Below are 17,047 nucleotides of genomic sequence, written 5' to 3' on the forward strand. Positions count from 1 at the left end.
CTTTCAGAATAAAGGATTTTGTTTTTATAGTTTCGTTTTAAAATCTTAGATTTTACCTTGTACATTCAGAACCTTATCTGCTTAATGGTTTTTAATACAGCCTTTGAATTCAATATTTAAAGGCTTTTTTATTGAATAAAACTAAAGTTATTGGGATATTTTTAAATACAACTAAGTTTTCTAAGAATCTCTAATATTCCAATTGAAGGGCTGCAAATTCCCCTCCATCGGAGAGCCGGCGAAAATTCAAAGAATTTTTGACGGGGTGGTTTCAACAATACCTACTCAAAAATATCAAAAAGCTTTGCTGCTTTTCCTAAGATCTGAAGGTCTGGATTGCGTAAACTCATGAAAAGTATCACTAAAGGCACTAATTGAGCTGTAGCCAACATCATCAGCAATTTCGTTAATCGGTTTATCTGTATTGAGCAGCAGCTCAATAGCTTTGATGATTCTCAGTGTTTTTAGGTATTGGAGAAAAGAAATATCCATATCTGCTTTAAACAGGCGGGACATAGAGCGCTCACTCAATCCGAACCTGGCACTTACATTCGAAAGAGTCAGTTTTTCTCCCATATTCCATTCAAGATAAGAAGTTATTTTCATCATCTGTTTGTTGTGGGTAGCAGGAAGAATAATAGGTAAGGGTTGTTGATGAGTTTTAGGAAGAATTTTTTTTAAAGCAACCAGAAATTCAAAGTTTTCATCTTTATCCGTAACATGTTTTTCATCCCACATCTCCGAATATTTTATCATCTGAATTAACAGTTCCGATGCCGGATAAATTCCCAGTCTGCTGTAAAAAGGATCTGAAATATCATCATGTGCATAAAAATACAGTGAACGAAGAACAGTTGCGGTATGTCCTATTTCTAAAATATGTTCCATTCCTTGTGGGATCCAGAAGAAGTGTCGGGCTGGTACCACATAAGTCCGGTTATCAATGGTAATATAGGCAATGCCGCCTTCTACATAACTCAGCTGTCCCTTTGTATGTTTATGAAAAGGAATCAGTTTTTCTGATTTTTCATGCATAACAAATACACTTTTCTCGTGTTTATCGATGTCCGGAAGTGCTGCAATAAGTCCCATAGAAATGTTAAAATAAGAATGAAAATGCAAATATAATCATTTGGCCGAAATCATGTAAAACTTGACTATTTTAGGTAAATAAAATTTACGAATTGCCAATAAATTTGCAGTGCAATAATTCGAAAAATTCAAATGAAAATCTATGTCACCGGACTGTTGATGTTAGGAGCTTCCTACTTTATATCAGCTCAAACAGGCAGTCCACGAAATGATACCATCCGAATCTCCCTAAAAGACGCATGGCAAAGAGCTGAAGAAAACAGCCGTCATATTAAAATAAATACCATTAGTGTAGACATTGCGGAAGAAGAAGTAAAAGACACCAAGAGAGAACGTCTTCCGGAAATACAAGTGAAAGGATCAGTAGAAAAAGCATCCAATATTCCCATCTATGAAAACGGAATTTTTTCCAAACCTACCCAACATGAGGTTATCCATACCCTTTACAGAGTAGGAGCCGATTTTTACCTGAATATTTACAACGGAAATAAACTCAACCTTAAGATTAAAGAAAACCAGACTTTACAAAAAGTTAAAGAGATTAAGAAAGAACAGGCTGTTTCCGATATCCATTATAAAACAGCAACTCTTTATCTTGAACTTCAGAAAACATTCATCTTCAGGGATCTTATCAAACAGGACATTAAAGATCAGGAAGTACAGCTTAAAGAAATTAAGTCCTTGTATAAAAACGGAGTAGTTTTAAAAAGTGATGTTTTAAGAATAGAATTGGAACTTTCCAAACGTAAAATGACTTTGGTGACTATTGAAAATGATATTCTGATTGCCATGCAGAAGCTGAATATTATTTTAGGAGTTCCGGATGAGCAGACCGTTATTCCGGAAGCACCAGCCAATCAATGGGATGCCAATACCACCTATGCAGAATATCTGAAACTAGCATTAGAGCATTCATTTGATTATCATGTTTCCGAAGAGCAAACGGAATTAAGTAAGCTTAAACTTAAGCAGGTAAAAGCCAATGTAAGCCCTAAAATAGGGATGTACGGAGAGTTTTATTATGCCAATCCACAGATCTTCCTTTATCCTTATAACCCATATTGGTATTCATTGGGGATTGTTGGGTTGAAAGCTTCATTTTCAATCTCCTCTCTTTACCACAATACCCATAAAGTGAAGGCTGCTAAGCTTGAGTTTGAAAAAGAAGAGGAAGCTCACAAAGATACTGAAGATAAGATAAGACAACAGGTAAAAGAAGCGTATTTAAGATATCAGGAAGCTCTTGAACAGATTAAAGTAGCTGAAACCAATGTAGCCCAGGCCAAGGAGAATGCCCGTATTATTAAGAACACTTATTTCAATCAAACTTCCCTTATTACAGAGCTTTTGGATGCAGATATCCAGTTACTTCAGACAAAATTTGAATTAGAAGCAGCGAAAATCATGGCACAGAACAATTATTATTTATTACAGAATATCACAGGCGTTTTATAAATACAATGAAAAAAAAATATACCCCAACCGACAGAGTGATTACGAAAATCACAGGATGGATTTCAGTTTTAATCGTTGCCGCACTTGCTGTATGGGGCGGTTTTACCCTTAAAAGTTACTATAAATATGAGCAAACCAATGATGCTCAGGTTCAGGAATATGTAAACCCGGTGATTTCAAGAGCCGGAGGATTTATTGTCGCTGTAAAATTTGAGGAAAACCAGGAAGTAAAAAAAGGAGATACTTTATTGTTGATTGATAACCGTGAATATGTTCTTCAGCAAAAACAAACCCAGGCAGCCCTTCAGAAGGCCCGTGCTCAGCTGAAAGTTTTACAGAGTAATACAGGAACCACAGAGAAAGAAGCGGCGGCGGCACAGGCACAGGTAGATGCTAATAAAGCAAAAGTCTGGAAACAACAGCTTGATTACAACCGTTATAAGAAGCTTTATGATGAAGAATCTGCCACTAAACAGAGATTGGAAGACGTAAAAGCCACATTGGATGTTAATGAAAGTGATTATCAATCCTCTCAGGACAATTATGCAGCTTCAGTCTCTAAAATTAATGATATTCAGGCGGAAAAAACAGTAGTACAGGCAGAAATTGCAAGATTGGAAGCCCTATTAGACCGTCATAAATTAGATGTGAGCTATACAGCAGTAGTGGCTTCATACGATGGAAGAATGGGACGAAGAACCGTTGAAGTAGGGCAGATGATTGATGCCGGAGAAACGCTGGCCTTCATCGTTAATAATGAAACAGATAAATGGGTAGTAGCCAATTATAAGGAAACGCAAATCAAGGATATGAAAATTGGAGATCAGGTGAAAATTGTTGCAGATTCTTATCCTGACAGAGAGTTTCAGGGAAAGATTATTTCCCTATCACCGGCAACTGGTTCCAGCTTTTCATTATTACCACCCGATAACTCTACAGGAAACTATGTGAAAATTGTACAGCGTATTCCTGTAAGAATTAAAGTAGAAGGAAAAAGAAAAGATATCGATATTCTCAAAATGGGAATGAACGTCAACGTTTACGCCAATAAAAAACATTCCTAATGGCTAAAAGACAAATGCCCTTTTTTAAAAGATGGGTGCCGGAATGGTTGGTGAAAATTATTCTTTTCTCTATGACCTTACCGGGAATTATCATATTCTTCCTGCCGCTTACAAACATCAATGCGGCGGCAGGGTACTATGGAAGCGAGCCTGCTGATATTCAGTTTTCAGTAGCGTTATTTTATGCCGGATATGTAGGGTTTTATTGTCTGGAAAGAAGATTTTTTAGTTTTCTAGCTGCAAAGGAGTATTTTCTGATATTTACCACTTTGCAGATCCTGGCCTGCCTCATTTGTTACTTTACCCGTGATGTGTATGTTCTTTTTCCGGTGCGTTTTATCCAGGGAATGTTGTTTGCCGGGAATGTAAACCTTTCATTAACATTAATTTTTACACGATTAAGCAGTGAAAGAGGGCGAGAGATCAGTTTTTCGGTATTCTTTGGGATTCTGATTTGTGCGTTACCTTTTAATAACCTGATTACAGCAGATCTTATTGATTCTTATAATTTTAATATTGTTTACAAAACAGCTATATTCTCTTACCTGCCCGGACTTATTTTCCTGACATTGACCATGACGAATTACAGGCCCAATGTAAGGTTTCACCTGTATAAACTGGATTGGCAGAGTTTTGCTGTTTTCAGTACCATTTTGGTGCTGGTAGGATATGTTACCATCTTCGGCCAGGAATATTATTGGCTTGAAGATAAGAGGATTTTAGGAAGTATAATCACCATCATAGTATTGATAGGGTTATCAATCTTCCGTCAGAATTCGATTAAAAGACCTTATATAGACCTTAGGATTTTTAAATACAGAAATTTTAAAGTAGGATTGCTGATTCTATTCGTTATGTATATTTGCCGTTTCGCTTCGGGAATTACCAATAGCTATTTTGCGACAGAGCTGCATCTGGATCCGTTTTATATTTCCTATATCAATGTTTTTAATCTTTCGGGGTTAGTTATTGGGGTTATCATTGCCTGTTGTATGGTTTTACAGAAAAAGAAAATACAATATGTCTGGGGGCCGGGTTTTTTGATGCTGCTTTTGTTTCATGCTTTGATGTATTATTCCTTTGATGTACAGGCAAATGAATTCAATTATTATATTCCATTATTTCTGCAGGGGTTGGGAGTAGGATTAATAATGGTTCCGACTATTATATTTATCATATCATCTGTTCCTGCTTCTATTGGGCCATCTGCTGCGGCAACCGCTTTAGCAATCCGTTATTTTGGGTTTTGTGCAAGTATAGCACTGATTAATTTCTTTGAACTTTTCGAGAAAAGCCGTCACTATAATGCATTTCAGGACCATGTAACAGCAGTTGATCCCTTTGTAAAAGATTTTCTTCATAAACAGACGGCTAAACTTACAGCCAAAGGAATGCTTGAGGACCATGCGGTGAAGGCGTCCAATAAATTATTGGTAGGAAGACTTAATGTACAGGATCATGTACGTTTTGCGATGGATTATTACGAAATGATGGTATGGCTTTTGGCTGGGGCACTGTTATTGATAATTCTTTTTCCATACCTGAACCGTACAGCTCTTTATTTAAAGTCCCGCAGGTTATCTCCTGCATAAATAGTAATTTTAAAAGTATAGCTTATTAGCTAATTTTATAGTGAGAGTGCTGAGGCTGCCTTTTTTAAGGCAGTCTCTTTTGTTTAGTTGATGAAAAAATAATGGCCGAAACTGTTTGTTTTTTGTCATTGCAGCCAGATGACATTCTCTGTACATTTGCATCATAAAGACTGAGATATGGAAAATGTAGCACAACAGACACAGATAAAAAATATAGCACTTTTGGTTTTGCCGCAGGTTCAGTTGTTAGATGTTGCCGGACCCTGCGATGTATTTACTGCAGCCAATCTCTTTTCGCCGGATGATAAAACCGGTCTGAAATATCAGGTTCATCTGATATCCGGCACTTCAGACAAAATAATATATTCCAGTTCGGGAATTCCTTTACCATGTACCCACACTATTTATGATATAGATTTTCCGGTAGATACCTTGCTGGTTGCCGGTACAGATCTTAGAACATTAGATAATATTAATCCTGATCTTTATGCTTATCTGCAGAATGTTATAGGACGCATAAGACGCATAGGATCTGTTTGTGTAGGAGCTTTTGTTCTGGCTAAAGCAGGACTGTTAACAGGAAAGCAGGTAACTACTCATTGGAAATATGCTGATATGTTACAGCGAATGTATCCCGATCTGGAAGTAAATGTCAATCCGTTCTTTATTCAGGATCAGGGTATTTACACTTCAGGAGGTGTCTCTTCCGGAATAGATCTGGCATTAGCATTATTGGAAGAGGATTTTGGAAAACCAATTGCTTCGGAAGTAGCTAAACATCTCGTTTTACATTTGAAAAGACCCGGAGTGCAATCTCAGTTTGGAAATGCTGTTTCCGATTATGAAATGTTATCATCCTTCACAAAAGAAATCAGGGATTTGCTTAAAGATAAGCTCAGCCAAGCCATCAGTATAGAATTTATGGCTGAATCTGTACATATGAGTGTTCGTAATTTCTCAAGGGTATTTTTGAAAGAATCGGGAATGACTCCTGGGAAATTCCTTGAAAAAATGAGACTGGATCAGGCTAAAAACATGTTGGAATATACAGATATGAGCATCGATATGATTGCTGAAAAATGCGGCTTCGCTACGGTGGTCTCTCTTCGAAGGTTATTTTTGAAATACCTCTCCATTTCTCCGTCACAATACCGAAAAACCTGTAACGGAACAGAATAATTCTTTTCATTTTTTGAATAATGAAAGCTGATAATCAATGGTCAGCAGGGAAAACTATGTCTTTATTTAAATAAATAATTTTTAAAATATCATTATGAATCAACAACAAAAGAACAAGACAATGAATGTGGCATTTTTGATTTATGATCAGGTAGAAGCGCTTGATCTGAATGGTCCGCTGGATGTTTTTATTAAAGCAGATGTAATCTCTACAGGAAGTTATCATTGCTATACCGTTGGACAAACTAAAGAAGCGGTATTCATGGAAGCCAATACCATGTCTATTATTCCAACATATGATGTGAAAACAGCTCCTCAGCCGGATATGATCGTCATTCCGGGAGCGAATCCGGATCGTGTGATGGAATGCCTGGAGGATAATGATTTCCAAAATACAGTTATGCAATGGATAAAAGATCAGTATTATAATGGAGTTACTGTTTTCACAGTGTGTACAGGAAGTATGCACTTATCCAAAACAGGAATATTAGACCATCATGAAATTACAACCCACTCTATGTTGTTGGATACTTTGGAACAGTATAATCCAAAGAGTATCGTTAAAAGAGACGCTAGATTTGTAGATCAGGGACAATTGATTACCACAGCAGGAATAACCGCAGGAATAGATGCGGCTTTGTATCTGGTAGGAAAACACCATGGACAAGAATTGGTAGAGACCATTGTGACACTTTTTGAATACCAGCAGCAGGAATTTAAAAACTAATCACACCAATGTTTTCACAAATAACACAAATTACAGCTCTTTGATTATTGAAAATGACCTGCATATCAGAATAACACACCAAGAAAAATCTGCGTAATTGGTGAAATCTGCGGGAGATGTTAAAAGCAAAAGGTATCGGCGGGCCAAAGGCCCGCCGAAACCCATTTATAAAATCCTAAATTTTATAAAACTCCACTTTCCAATATAGAAAAAGTTTGATCTAAACAATTGATTTCAGCCAATCTACCATACGGAATGGTGAAAGTAGGGCAGGTATGACCAAAATCCATCTGTGTAATAACTGGTAAATCATATAAACCTTCTTCATCCAGTACCTTTAATAATTCATTTTCATATTCTTCAGCATACAGGTTATCATAAGGTCTCCCGAAAATAATTCCTTTGGCATTTTTCAGAATCCCCGTAGCAGCGTAATTCCGAAGCCAATATTTTACATAATTTGGGTGAGGTTTGTCTTCTGAGGTTTCAAAAAACAGAATACAGTCTTTCCACATCTCAGAATCCGGCCAGTAATCGGTTCCTTTAAGCATCTCTAAAACTTCTATACAACCACCAATTAATGGTCCCTGAACAATAGAATTCCCTCTGATAAAACGCCATCCTGTAGGTGGAGTTAGTTTTCTTTTTATATCCTGTAGGGAGGGATCAAACCAATCTAGGAATTCAGTGGTCCAGCCTTCTGGATTAGGATGAACTTGCCCAATAACAGAAGGAGAGAACAATGTTCGTTTAATATCATTGATCTGGTAATCATGCATAGCTCCGTTTTCAGCAAAACCAACCAATAGGGAAGTGCCATAGAATGAACTTAAACCTGCTTTGAGGCAGATAAAATGGGTAATGGTACTGTCAGAAAATCCCAGGAATATTTTAGGGTTATTTTTAATGATATCAAGATCAATATATTTCAGCATCCGGATGCTGTCATCACCACCAATATTCGAAATAATAGCTTTTATGGAAGGATCTGAAAACGCTTCCATAAGATCATTTGCTCTGGCTTCCGGATTATTGTAGATCCATTGGGCAGATTGCAACGCATGTTTGGTTTCTGTAACTTCCAGATTAAAGATCTGATTCAGTCGTTCTTTACCTTTTAAATATCTGTATGGCAGATCGCCGGCAGCACCCCAGGACATGGAAATGCTTGCCACTTTATCACCATCAACTAATCTTTGGGGAGTAATTAATTTCATAACTATTAGACTGTAATAAAACAGAAAATTTTGTTTGGAAATGATTTAAGTGTTTGGAAAATAAACCAATAATGACCTTTTATGGCCACTTTGTTCAAAAATAGGACATCTTTATAAGAAATCCAATGATAAACAGTAAAAAATGACCCCATTGAATTTTGAGCTGAGGATTTACAAATTTTGATTTATAAAGAGATTCTTTGGAAGGTTAATACCTGTTTACATTTTTTTTAGAAAAAAATAATTTTCATAATTAATTTATAAACAGATATTTGCTGATTTGTAGTAAAAAAATATGATAAAAAAGTCTAAAAAAGCTTGGCTTTAAAGGAGATTTTTCTATCTTTGCAGTCCCTTAAACAAAGGGATTTACTTAAAAAAGTAAGTGGCCGACTCGGTAGCTCAGCTGGTAGAGCAATACACTTTTAATGTATGGGTCCTGGGTTCGAATCCCAGCCGGGTCACAAACTAAAAAGAACTACAATTTTAGTAGTTTAAAAAAAATAATTTACTTGAAAAAGTAGGTGGCCGACTCGGTAGCTCAGCTGGTAGAGCAATACACTTTTAATGTATGGGTCCTGGGTTCGAATCCCAGCCGGGTCACAAACTAAAGAGAACTACAATCTTAGTAGTTCTCTGAAAAAATAATTTACTTGAGAAAGTAAGTGGCCGACTCGGTAGCTCAGCTGGTAGAGCAATACACTTTTAATGTATGGGTCCTGGGTTCGAATCCCAGCCGGGTCACAAACTAAAGAGAACTACTGTTTTCAGTGGTTCTTTTTGTTTTTTGTCAACGCTTCTTGTTGAATACATACCTTTACTTTTATCTTATTATTTCTTATTATCATTTTCAGAATAAATGTATCATCCAGGATACATCCTGAAAGTTTGCAAACGTATTTCAGAAGCGAAATAAAGAGCCTAAGGAATACATATTCATATCTACAATTAATACTAGTATATTTATATCCGAAAAACTATTAGAAGTCCATGAAAATAAGTTTATGCTTAATTGTCAAAAATGAAGAGAAATTTTTGAGCAGATGTTTAGAAAGTGCAGTAAAATTTGCAGATGAAATCATCGTAGTAGATACGGGATCTATGGATAAAACTAAGGAAATTGCTGAAAAGTTTACAGATAAAATTTTTGATTTCGAATGGATTAATGACTTTTCAGCGGCACGTAATTTTGCATTCTCTAAAGCGACTATGGACTATCAAATGTGGCTAGACGCAGATGATGTTATTCCGGAAAAATCAATTAATGAAATTAATGAACTGAAGAAGAAATTAAGTGATGATGTTGAGATTGTCACCATGAAATACGGTTTGTCATTTGATGAAAACAATAATCCAACTTTTCACTCAACCCGTGAAAGACTATTCAAAAAGAGCAAAAATTATCAATGGATTGAGCCGGTTCATGAATGCATCCCGCTGGTGGGCAATATATACTATACTGATATTGAAATTTGGCATAAAAAAGAAGTATCAGAAGTAGTTTCAACAAGAAATATTGAGATCTATAGAGCTTTAGAAGAAAGTGGAAAAGAATTTTCTGCGAGGCAGTTATATTACTATGCCAGAGAATTGAAAGACCATCATGAAACAGTTAAAGCCATCACTTTTTTCGAAAAATTTTTAGCATCAGGGTCAGGCTGGATAGAAGATGTAATAGCCTGCTGCCAGGAATTAGCCATTGAATATAAAAAGAATGGTACTGAAGAAAAAATTTTACCAACCTTACTAAAAAGCTTCGAATATGATATTCCCAGACCGGAAATCTGCTGTGAGTTAGGCTATTATTATAAAGATAAACAGGATTATAATCAGGCCTTGAAATGGTTTGATTTAGCAACCAGATTACCTCAATTCCACTCAGTAGGCTTTGTGTCTTCAGATTATACTGGATATATACCCAATATTGAGGCTTGTGTATGTTTATCTTTTTTAGGAGAGTATAAAAAAGCTAATGAATACAATGAGATTGCAGCTCTTTCAAGGCCAAACTGTCCTTCTGTAAGACAAAATAGAGATTATTTAAGAGAGCTTATCTAGTTGCTGAAAGAATTAAAAAAAATCTTATTGAGAGCTAAATAGTAAGGATTAGATTATCTCATCTCATTAATATAACATCAGCTAATACAATGGTGTATGTTTTTAATCATATATTAATATAGTTGTCATTATATAGTTATATATTTGAATAATAATTGAAAAACTAATAATATACATCAATATGATATGAAAACTACATTTTTTACACTTTCGTTATTTCTTGTTAGTTTCTCTATTCAGATTTCTGCACAGGAAACTTTAAATACCAGTGGTAATAATATGTCTGGTAGTACAGGTAGTGCAACGGCTTCTATTGGTCAAAGTTTTTATGAAACAATGTCCTCTTCTGCGGGAAGTGTTACAGCCGGCGTTCAACAGACTTATGAAATTATACCAACATTAGGAATTGATATTATCGACATCAATTTAAGTCTCAATATTTTCCCCAATCCCACAACAGATATTCTCAATTTGAAAGTAGGATTTAAAGATTATAATAAATATCGTTATGATCTTTTTGATAGTAGTGGTAAATTACTGACAAGCCAATCTATAACTCAGTCAACAACTCAAATTACAATGACGTCTTATCCTGCTTCAATTTATTTGCTGAAAATATCAAAAGGAGGAAAGGATATTAAAATTTTTAAGGTTCTAAAAAACAAATAAAATATAAAACTAATTACCTATGAAAAAGCTTTCCATTCTAGCAGCCTCTTTTGCTTCTGCTCTAATGTTTTCACAAGTACAGGATGCAATGAGCTATCAGGCTATTATTAGAAATTCAAGTAATCAATTGGTAAGTAACCAGACTGTAGGTATGAAATTTTCTATACTGAAAGGCTCAACAACAGGAACTGTAGTATACTCAGAAACTCAAACTCAATCTACCAATATTAATGGTTTAGTAACCGTAAAAATAGGTGCTGGTACTTTAGTAAGTGGTTCTTATTCTACAATTAATTGGGGTGCAGATATTTACTTTCTAAAAATAGAAACAGATCCTACCGGGTCAAATAATTATACCATAACAGGAATCTCACAGTTATTAAGTGTTCCGTACGCTTTGTATGCGAAAACTTCAGGAAGCTCTACTCCTGGTCCTCAAGGTGCTACAGGCGCTCAAGGTATTCAGGGGATTACCGGAGCAACAGGAGCCCAAGGTTTAGCGGGAGCTACTGGTGTCACGGGACCTCAGGGGATGCAAGGTATTCAGGGAGTTACCGGTGCTACAGGCGCTCAAGGTTTAGCAGGCGCTACTGGTGTTACAGGACCTCAAGGTTTACAAGGTATTCAAGGTATTACCGGAGCAATAGGAGCCCAAGGGTTAGCAGGAGCTACTGGCGTTACAGGAGCTCAGGGATTACAAGGTATTCAAGGAGTTACCGGTGCTACAGGAGCTGTAGGAGCCCAAGGATTAGCGGGTGCTACTGGTGTCACAGGAGCTCAGGGATTACAAGGTATTCAGGGGATTACGGGAGCCACGGGAGCTCAAGGAGTAGCGGGGGCGCAAGGTCCTCAAGGTAATGCGGGGAATGGTTTTTCTAATGGTACAGCTGGTGGACAAATAATTTTGACTAATTCAACGGCACCTTTTTCACCTGGAACTCCTGTTAGTATGACTGGTGACGCAACAATAAATGCCACAGGAGTAGTAACTGTTGGATCTAATAAAATAACTACATCTAAGATTGCTGATGCTTCCGTTACAATGGCAAAAATAGCTACAACTTCAGGTACTGCAGGTTCTTCTACTTATCTTAGAGGAGATGGAACTTGGTCTACTCCAAGCAGTGGTAGCAGCATACAATTATTAACAGGAACAAATACTATAACTCTGCCAGCTTCAGGTTCTCTGGCTTCACTTACAATTACTGTCGCTGGGGCAGCAGTAGGGGATGCGGTTATTGTAAATCCAATAAGTAATATTTCAATAGGAGATTATCCGCCAGTCTACACCTCTAAGGTAACATCAGCAAATACCGTAACTGTTTATATATATGATACCGGTTCTAATGGTGGTTCATCCTTTTCTTTCAAAGCTACAGTGATTAAGTAATATTAAATTTCTTATAAAAATATACAAGCTGCACCTCTGTGCGGTTATCAATACAAAGAACTACTATTTCAGTAGTTCTTTTTTTATCTCAATCCTTTAGTCTCGTATATTTGTATAGCATTATAAAATTGAGTGAGGAATATGAAGTTCATCCATCAGATTGATCCATTAAAGTTTATATTTTTCAAATTTCAAGACTGTCCGGATTATTATATGGAGAGTTCCCAGCGGGCCCATCTTTTGGAAATGATGTGGTTTAGGAATGAACCAAATAATGCAGATAAAAGTCATAGTATATATCTGATACCGTTATATCGATCTGAAAAAATAAATTTTGAAGGAAAAGAAGGATGTGTGATCGCTTTCAAAAGGGAATATCTTGAAGAGGATGATAAAGAGTTTGCACTTGATGTTTTTAATCTTTTCAATATTCACGGACAATATACCAACCTTCATTTGGATGATGACGTTGTAGAAACGCTTCAGTATCTCAGCCTATTGATTGAGAAAGAATATCAAAATCCGATGGGAAGCTATTTGGTTCTAAAGTCATTACTGAAAGTATTTCTTCTGAACTTAGTCCGTTCTAGCCAACATTATTTTTTACATCAGGATATCCACCAGAAAAGAGTCTATCAGTTCATTATGTTGATGGATGAGCATTATAAGACTGAGAGAAGGGCTGAGTTTTACGCTTCAAAGATGGGAATCAGTGAAAAAAGGATCAACCAGATTCTAAAGGAAAAAATGAATAAAACAATTACTCAGCTTTTACATGAAAGGGTTGTTGTAGAGGCGGAGAGAATGTTGATTTCCGGAGAATTAACGATAAAAGAGATCGCATTTGATCTTAATTTTGAAGATCCAGCTTATTTCTCCAGATTCTATAAAAAGCAAACAGGACGTACGCCTGAGGAATTCAAGAAGTTGACTGACTGTTTGTAAATACACTTCATTTTTTTCCTTTTTTAATTACATTTTTACGCTTTATATATGAGATTCCAGAAAGGGCAATCTCATGAATATATATTTCCAAATTGTACAGGTCGATTAGAAAATAATACAACGATCTGAGAGTTCAGCTGATTTAAATTTGTACAACAATCAACAGTTTAAAAAGTGAGTGGGGAAGGGGCCGGAATGAGTCTCAACCTGTTTCATGTATGTTCTGTTGAGAGATCAAATAATATCATTAAAATATCAAGTATGAAACCAACAAAGGAAACCGAAGAAGTAATGTTCAGAGATATTAATGCGCTGTTATCTCCAAAACCCATAGCTCTTGAAGCTGGAATCAGCAGATTGGAAAACGGGATGCTCCATATTGCGATGAGGAATGTTTTGCATCAGTGCAAAGGAAAAATGCTAGACTGGTGGTTTAAGTATTTTGAAACAACAGCAGATCTTAAACTCTGGCATCCTCATGACCATGTAGAACACGGTGGCTGGGACCATAAATGGGTTAAAAACGAGAATTATATAGGTGCAACCATCCATGCTAAAGAATCTTTGGGAGATATTCCGCCAGTTTCTGCTACTATAAAGTTCCATGATCCCCAAGAGATCTTTGATCCTCAGGTTTTGAAGCAGGCTTATTCAAATGGAGATGTGAGTGCCGTAATATATGCCAGGATAGGATTTGGCGAAAATACACCTGTAGATGAGAATGGTGATCCTGTTGACGGCTATATGTTCCATGTGGTTAGAGATACCCAACAAGGCTGCACATTGAGAAGCCATTTTTATCTTGGAGCATTAATGGCGGATAGTGAAAATCAATTGTCAGACGAAGTAGGATTCGGGTTGATGGAGCATTGCTACAGTGAATTTACCTATCTGGCACAGGTTCTTCCTTCTCTTTATTATATCGAAAATAAGAATGGCGATAAAGCTCCATTTCTTTGGTAACCTTTGCTAGGGTTTACATCTAATATGAAAAAAAAGATAGCATGATTATAATACGATGTGAAAGTTTTTCATGTCGTTTTGTAATTGCAAATAATTCCTTATCAGTATTTTGCGTAATAGGGCTTGTGTGAACCAGAAAATAATATCAATTCTTCTAAAGGGTAATGCTAAATTTTTAGATGAAAAAAGTAGAATAAATCTTGGATTTAAAAGATATTTTTCTATCTTTGCAGTCCCTTAAATAAAGGGATTTACTTGAAAAAGTAAGTGGCCGACTCGGTAGCTCAGCTGGTAGAGCAATACACTTTTAATGTATGGGTCCTGGGTTCGAATCCCAGCCGGGTCACTAATGAAAAAGAACTACAATTTTGTAGTTCTTTTTTTGTTTTATACAGTATATTTCATGATAGTAACCTTTGAGATTTCATTTCCGCTGTTTTGAGGCTCTATTTCATTAAACCCATTCTTTTTGTATAGATGATAAGCTGATTCATTGTTGTGAGCAACTTCTAAATATACTTCGGTTACATTGAGTTTTTCCTTGGCTTCATGAATAACCGCCTTTATTAATCCGGTACCTATATTTTTTCCCTGGAAGTTTTTATTGACATACATCTGATAAATACTCCCGGAATGGTCTACATTTTTAACAAAAACACAAAGACCAATCAGTTTTTGATTGATAAAAGCGCCCAATACAAACTTTTCAGGAGTTTGATTTTCAATATCAGTCTCCATTCTGAGTTTCTCAGTGTTCAGAGCTTCCTTATAAGTAGCCTCAAAGGATTCAGGGAATTCTTCAAGACTTTCCAGGCGGATCATTCGATATATTGAACTCTCGTGGGATAAGAGTTTCCGATATTCAATATTCATGATAGTTTCTATGATAATAATTTAAAGTTATTTTTTTAAATATACGAATATAGTTTAGTGCTTTGTTTTTAATGAGTTAATATTATACATGTTTTTTCAAATATGGTACAGAAAATGTAACACTTTAAATTTCAGGGAGTCTTATTATATAGATATTGATGATATAAATTATGTATATTTATGTCATGGATTAAAGAAAATGTCAAATTTTTGACGTGTTTTTTCAACTTATTCATAAAAAATGTATAGGTAGGTATATGAAAATATTGTTGGAAAGGAAAAAGTAAATTAAAACTAGCTATTATTAAAAATATTAAAACATATTCAATACACTTAAAAAGGATGATGATCTGTGCAATGAGCATAGGCATACTCTTGTGTATTGCCTCATGTAATAAGAATTCTCAGGACAAAGAAAAGGAAAAGTTTGATTCTATTTTGATAAAAAAGAGTACAGACCTACAGCTTGGAGGTGAGTACGAAGCCCTTATTGAACTTAATATTGAATATCTGAAAAAAGCAGCCAAAATGGGATATAAAGAAGGAATTGCCCTTTGTTATCTTAATATGGCAGAGGTAAATATTTCTGCAGGAAATTATGAGAAAGCTTTATTGTTTTTTAATAAGGCCGAAAGTGATCTGAAAAATTCAGAAAATGGTTTTCATAAAGCAGCTTTCTATGATGATTATAGTCAGTATTATTCTCATCTTAAGTTGCATGATAAAGCCATAGCATGTAATAGCAAAGCTTTTTTATATTTAAAAGAAGCAAAAGATTCAGATCTTAAAAGAAAACTTCTTCCAAGGCTTTATATCAATAAAGGGATTAATTACGTTTTTAGAGGATGGTACGGAACTTCTCTGAAATGTTTTCTAAAGGGAAATGCATTGGAAAACTCTGCATATAGTAATTGTATGGTTGCTCAATACTACTTATTCAGGCACCAACCGGATTCTGCAGAAGTATATATTAAACGGGCGGATGAAAAGATGCTCAGCCAAAAAACAAGTGATGCAGAATCTCTATGGGTGTATTATACCATGGGATATTACTATAATGAGGTGAATAATAATGAGCAGGCTGAAAAGGCCCTTAAAAAAGCTCTTGAAATTAATATTAAAACAAGGCGTACTTATTCTTCGCATATACAAAATGTTTACAAGTCTCTTGCAGAGCTTTACAAAAAAAAGAATGATGGAGGTAAGGCCTATTACTACTTGAGAAAATATATGGAAGAGGAAGGGCGTTTGGATGTAGCACGCCTCAACACAATGAATAAGGCAACTGAAAATTTTATTTCCGAGATAAAACCTGAGTCTGACTGGCATAGAAGTGATTTGCCTCTGGCTATTGCGTTATCCATTACTGCATTAACGATTTCCGGAATATACGTTCAGAAAACAATTAAAACGCAAAGGCTCAAAAAAAGAGTTTTGAAAGAAGAGACTGAAGAATTGAAAAGCCATGTAAGAGCAAAAATGCTGAAGGAAGTAACTGAACTTGCCCAAAAAAACGATTCCTCATTCCTGATGAAATTTAAAGAACTGTATCCGGATTTTATAAGTACTCTTTTAAAAATCAATCCAGATCTTGAAAACTCTGAGCTTACTTTTTGTGCAATGCTGAAACTTCATTTTTCATCCAAAGAAATTGCTGATTATACATTTGTACAACACAGATCTGTTCAACAAAAAAAATACAGAATAAGGAAAAGACTTAATATTTCGGGAGAAGAGGATATTTATGACTTTTTTGATAAAATCAGCAGTTAAAAGAATAATATACTCATGCTGTTAGCTACAATTTTAAAAAAAATGTAATA

14 protein-coding genes and 4 tRNA genes are annotated in these 17,047 nt (G+C 35.6%); 15 read left to right on the plus strand and 3 right to left on the minus strand.

The window, feature by feature from the left end:
- Positions 1–294: 294 nt before the first annotated feature.
- Positions 295–1,092: an AraC family transcriptional regulator gene (locus BLS98_RS03355; protein WP_089733582.1), complete on the minus strand. Its 798-nt coding sequence runs from the start codon at positions 1,090–1,092 to the stop codon at positions 295–297.
- Positions 1,093–1,224: 132 nt separating this feature from the next.
- On the opposite strand from BLS98_RS03355, the gene BLS98_RS03360 reads away from it, so the two are divergent.
- The 5 genes from BLS98_RS03360 to BLS98_RS03380 all read left to right on the plus strand — a co-directional run bounded on the left by BLS98_RS03360 (position 1,225) and on the right by BLS98_RS03380 (position 7,109).
- Positions 1,225–2,547, plus strand: coding sequence for a TolC family protein (locus BLS98_RS03360; RefSeq protein WP_089733583.1), 1,323 nt, complete (start codon positions 1,225–1,227; stop codon positions 2,545–2,547).
- A gap of 5 nt (positions 2,548–2,552) precedes the next feature.
- Positions 2,553–3,611, plus strand: coding sequence for an HlyD family secretion protein (locus BLS98_RS03365; protein ID WP_089733585.1), 1,059 nt, complete (start codon positions 2,553–2,555; stop codon positions 3,609–3,611).
- Complete coding sequence (locus tag BLS98_RS03370; RefSeq protein ID WP_089733586.1) at positions 3,611–5,203, plus strand: efflux MFS transporter permease; 1,593 nt, start codon at positions 3,611–3,613, stop codon at positions 5,201–5,203. Before BLS98_RS03365 ends, BLS98_RS03370 begins: the two co-directional genes overlap by 1 nt.
- 177 nt (positions 5,204–5,380) lie before the next feature.
- Positions 5,381–6,382, plus strand: coding sequence for a GlxA family transcriptional regulator (locus BLS98_RS03375; RefSeq protein WP_089733589.1), 1,002 nt, complete (start codon positions 5,381–5,383; stop codon positions 6,380–6,382).
- A 94-nt stretch (positions 6,383–6,476) separates the two neighbouring features.
- Entirely contained in the window at positions 6,477–7,109 is a 633-nt protein-coding gene (locus BLS98_RS03380; protein WP_089733591.1) for a DJ-1/PfpI family protein, read from the plus strand.
- 182 nt (positions 7,110–7,291) lie between these two features.
- Here BLS98_RS03380 and BLS98_RS03385 read toward each other — a convergent pair whose 3' ends face one another.
- A complete protein-coding gene (locus tag BLS98_RS03385) occupies positions 7,292–8,326 on the minus strand; it encodes a S66 family peptidase (RefSeq protein WP_089733592.1) in 1,035 nt (344 codons plus the stop codon).
- Between the two features lie 391 nt (positions 8,327–8,717).
- Here BLS98_RS03385 and BLS98_RS03390 point away from each other — a divergent pair.
- The 9 genes from BLS98_RS03390 (at position 8,718) to BLS98_RS03430 (ending at position 14,697) form a co-directional block, all read left to right on the plus strand.
- Positions 8,718–8,790: transfer RNA gene (locus BLS98_RS03390), tRNA-Lys, on the plus strand.
- Positions 8,791–8,856: 66 nt separating this feature from the next.
- Positions 8,857–8,929 (plus strand) — tRNA-Lys (locus BLS98_RS03395).
- A 68-nt stretch (positions 8,930–8,997) separates the two neighbouring features.
- Positions 8,998–9,070, plus strand: a tRNA-Lys gene (locus BLS98_RS03400).
- 246 nt (positions 9,071–9,316) lie between these two features.
- The gene (locus tag BLS98_RS03405; RefSeq protein ID WP_089733594.1) at positions 9,317–10,384 is read left to right on the plus strand and encodes a glycosyltransferase family 2 protein; all 1,068 of its coding nucleotides are present in this window, start codon (positions 9,317–9,319) and stop codon (positions 10,382–10,384) included.
- 186 nt (positions 10,385–10,570) lie between these two features.
- Positions 10,571–11,053 carry a T9SS type A sorting domain-containing protein gene (locus BLS98_RS03410; protein ID WP_089733596.1) on the plus strand — a complete coding sequence of 161 codons (483 nt, stop codon included), beginning with the start codon at positions 10,571–10,573 and terminating at the stop codon, positions 11,051–11,053.
- 19 nt (positions 11,054–11,072) lie between these two features.
- Entirely contained in the window at positions 11,073–12,443 is a 1,371-nt protein-coding gene (locus tag BLS98_RS03415; protein WP_089733598.1) for a collagen-like domain-containing protein, read from the plus strand.
- A 141-nt stretch (positions 12,444–12,584) separates the two neighbouring features.
- Complete coding sequence (locus BLS98_RS03420) at positions 12,585–13,388, plus strand: helix-turn-helix domain-containing protein (protein ID WP_089733601.1); 804 nt, start codon at positions 12,585–12,587, stop codon at positions 13,386–13,388.
- Positions 13,389–13,649: 261 nt separating this feature from the next.
- The gene (locus tag BLS98_RS03425) at positions 13,650–14,351 is read left to right on the plus strand and encodes a DAPG hydrolase family protein (protein ID WP_181575105.1); all 702 of its coding nucleotides are present in this window, start codon (positions 13,650–13,652) and stop codon (positions 14,349–14,351) included.
- 273 nt (positions 14,352–14,624) lie between these two features.
- Positions 14,625–14,697, plus strand: a tRNA-Lys gene (locus BLS98_RS03430).
- A gap of 41 nt (positions 14,698–14,738) precedes the next feature.
- Here BLS98_RS03430 and BLS98_RS03435 read toward each other — a convergent pair.
- Complete coding sequence (locus BLS98_RS03435) at positions 14,739–15,173, minus strand: GNAT family N-acetyltransferase (RefSeq protein ID WP_228425303.1); 435 nt, start codon at positions 15,171–15,173, stop codon at positions 14,739–14,741.
- A 393-nt stretch (positions 15,174–15,566) separates the two neighbouring features.
- Here BLS98_RS03435 and BLS98_RS03440 point away from each other — a divergent pair, with 393 nt between their 5' ends.
- Entirely contained in the window at positions 15,567–16,997 is a 1,431-nt protein-coding gene (locus BLS98_RS03440; protein ID WP_146752531.1) for a tetratricopeptide repeat protein, read from the plus strand.
- Positions 16,998–17,047: the final 50 nt, after the last annotated feature.

Source organism: Chryseobacterium jejuense (assembly GCF_900100075.1).
In the GTDB taxonomy this organism is placed as follows: domain Bacteria; phylum Bacteroidota; class Bacteroidia; order Flavobacteriales; family Weeksellaceae; genus Chryseobacterium; species Chryseobacterium jejuense.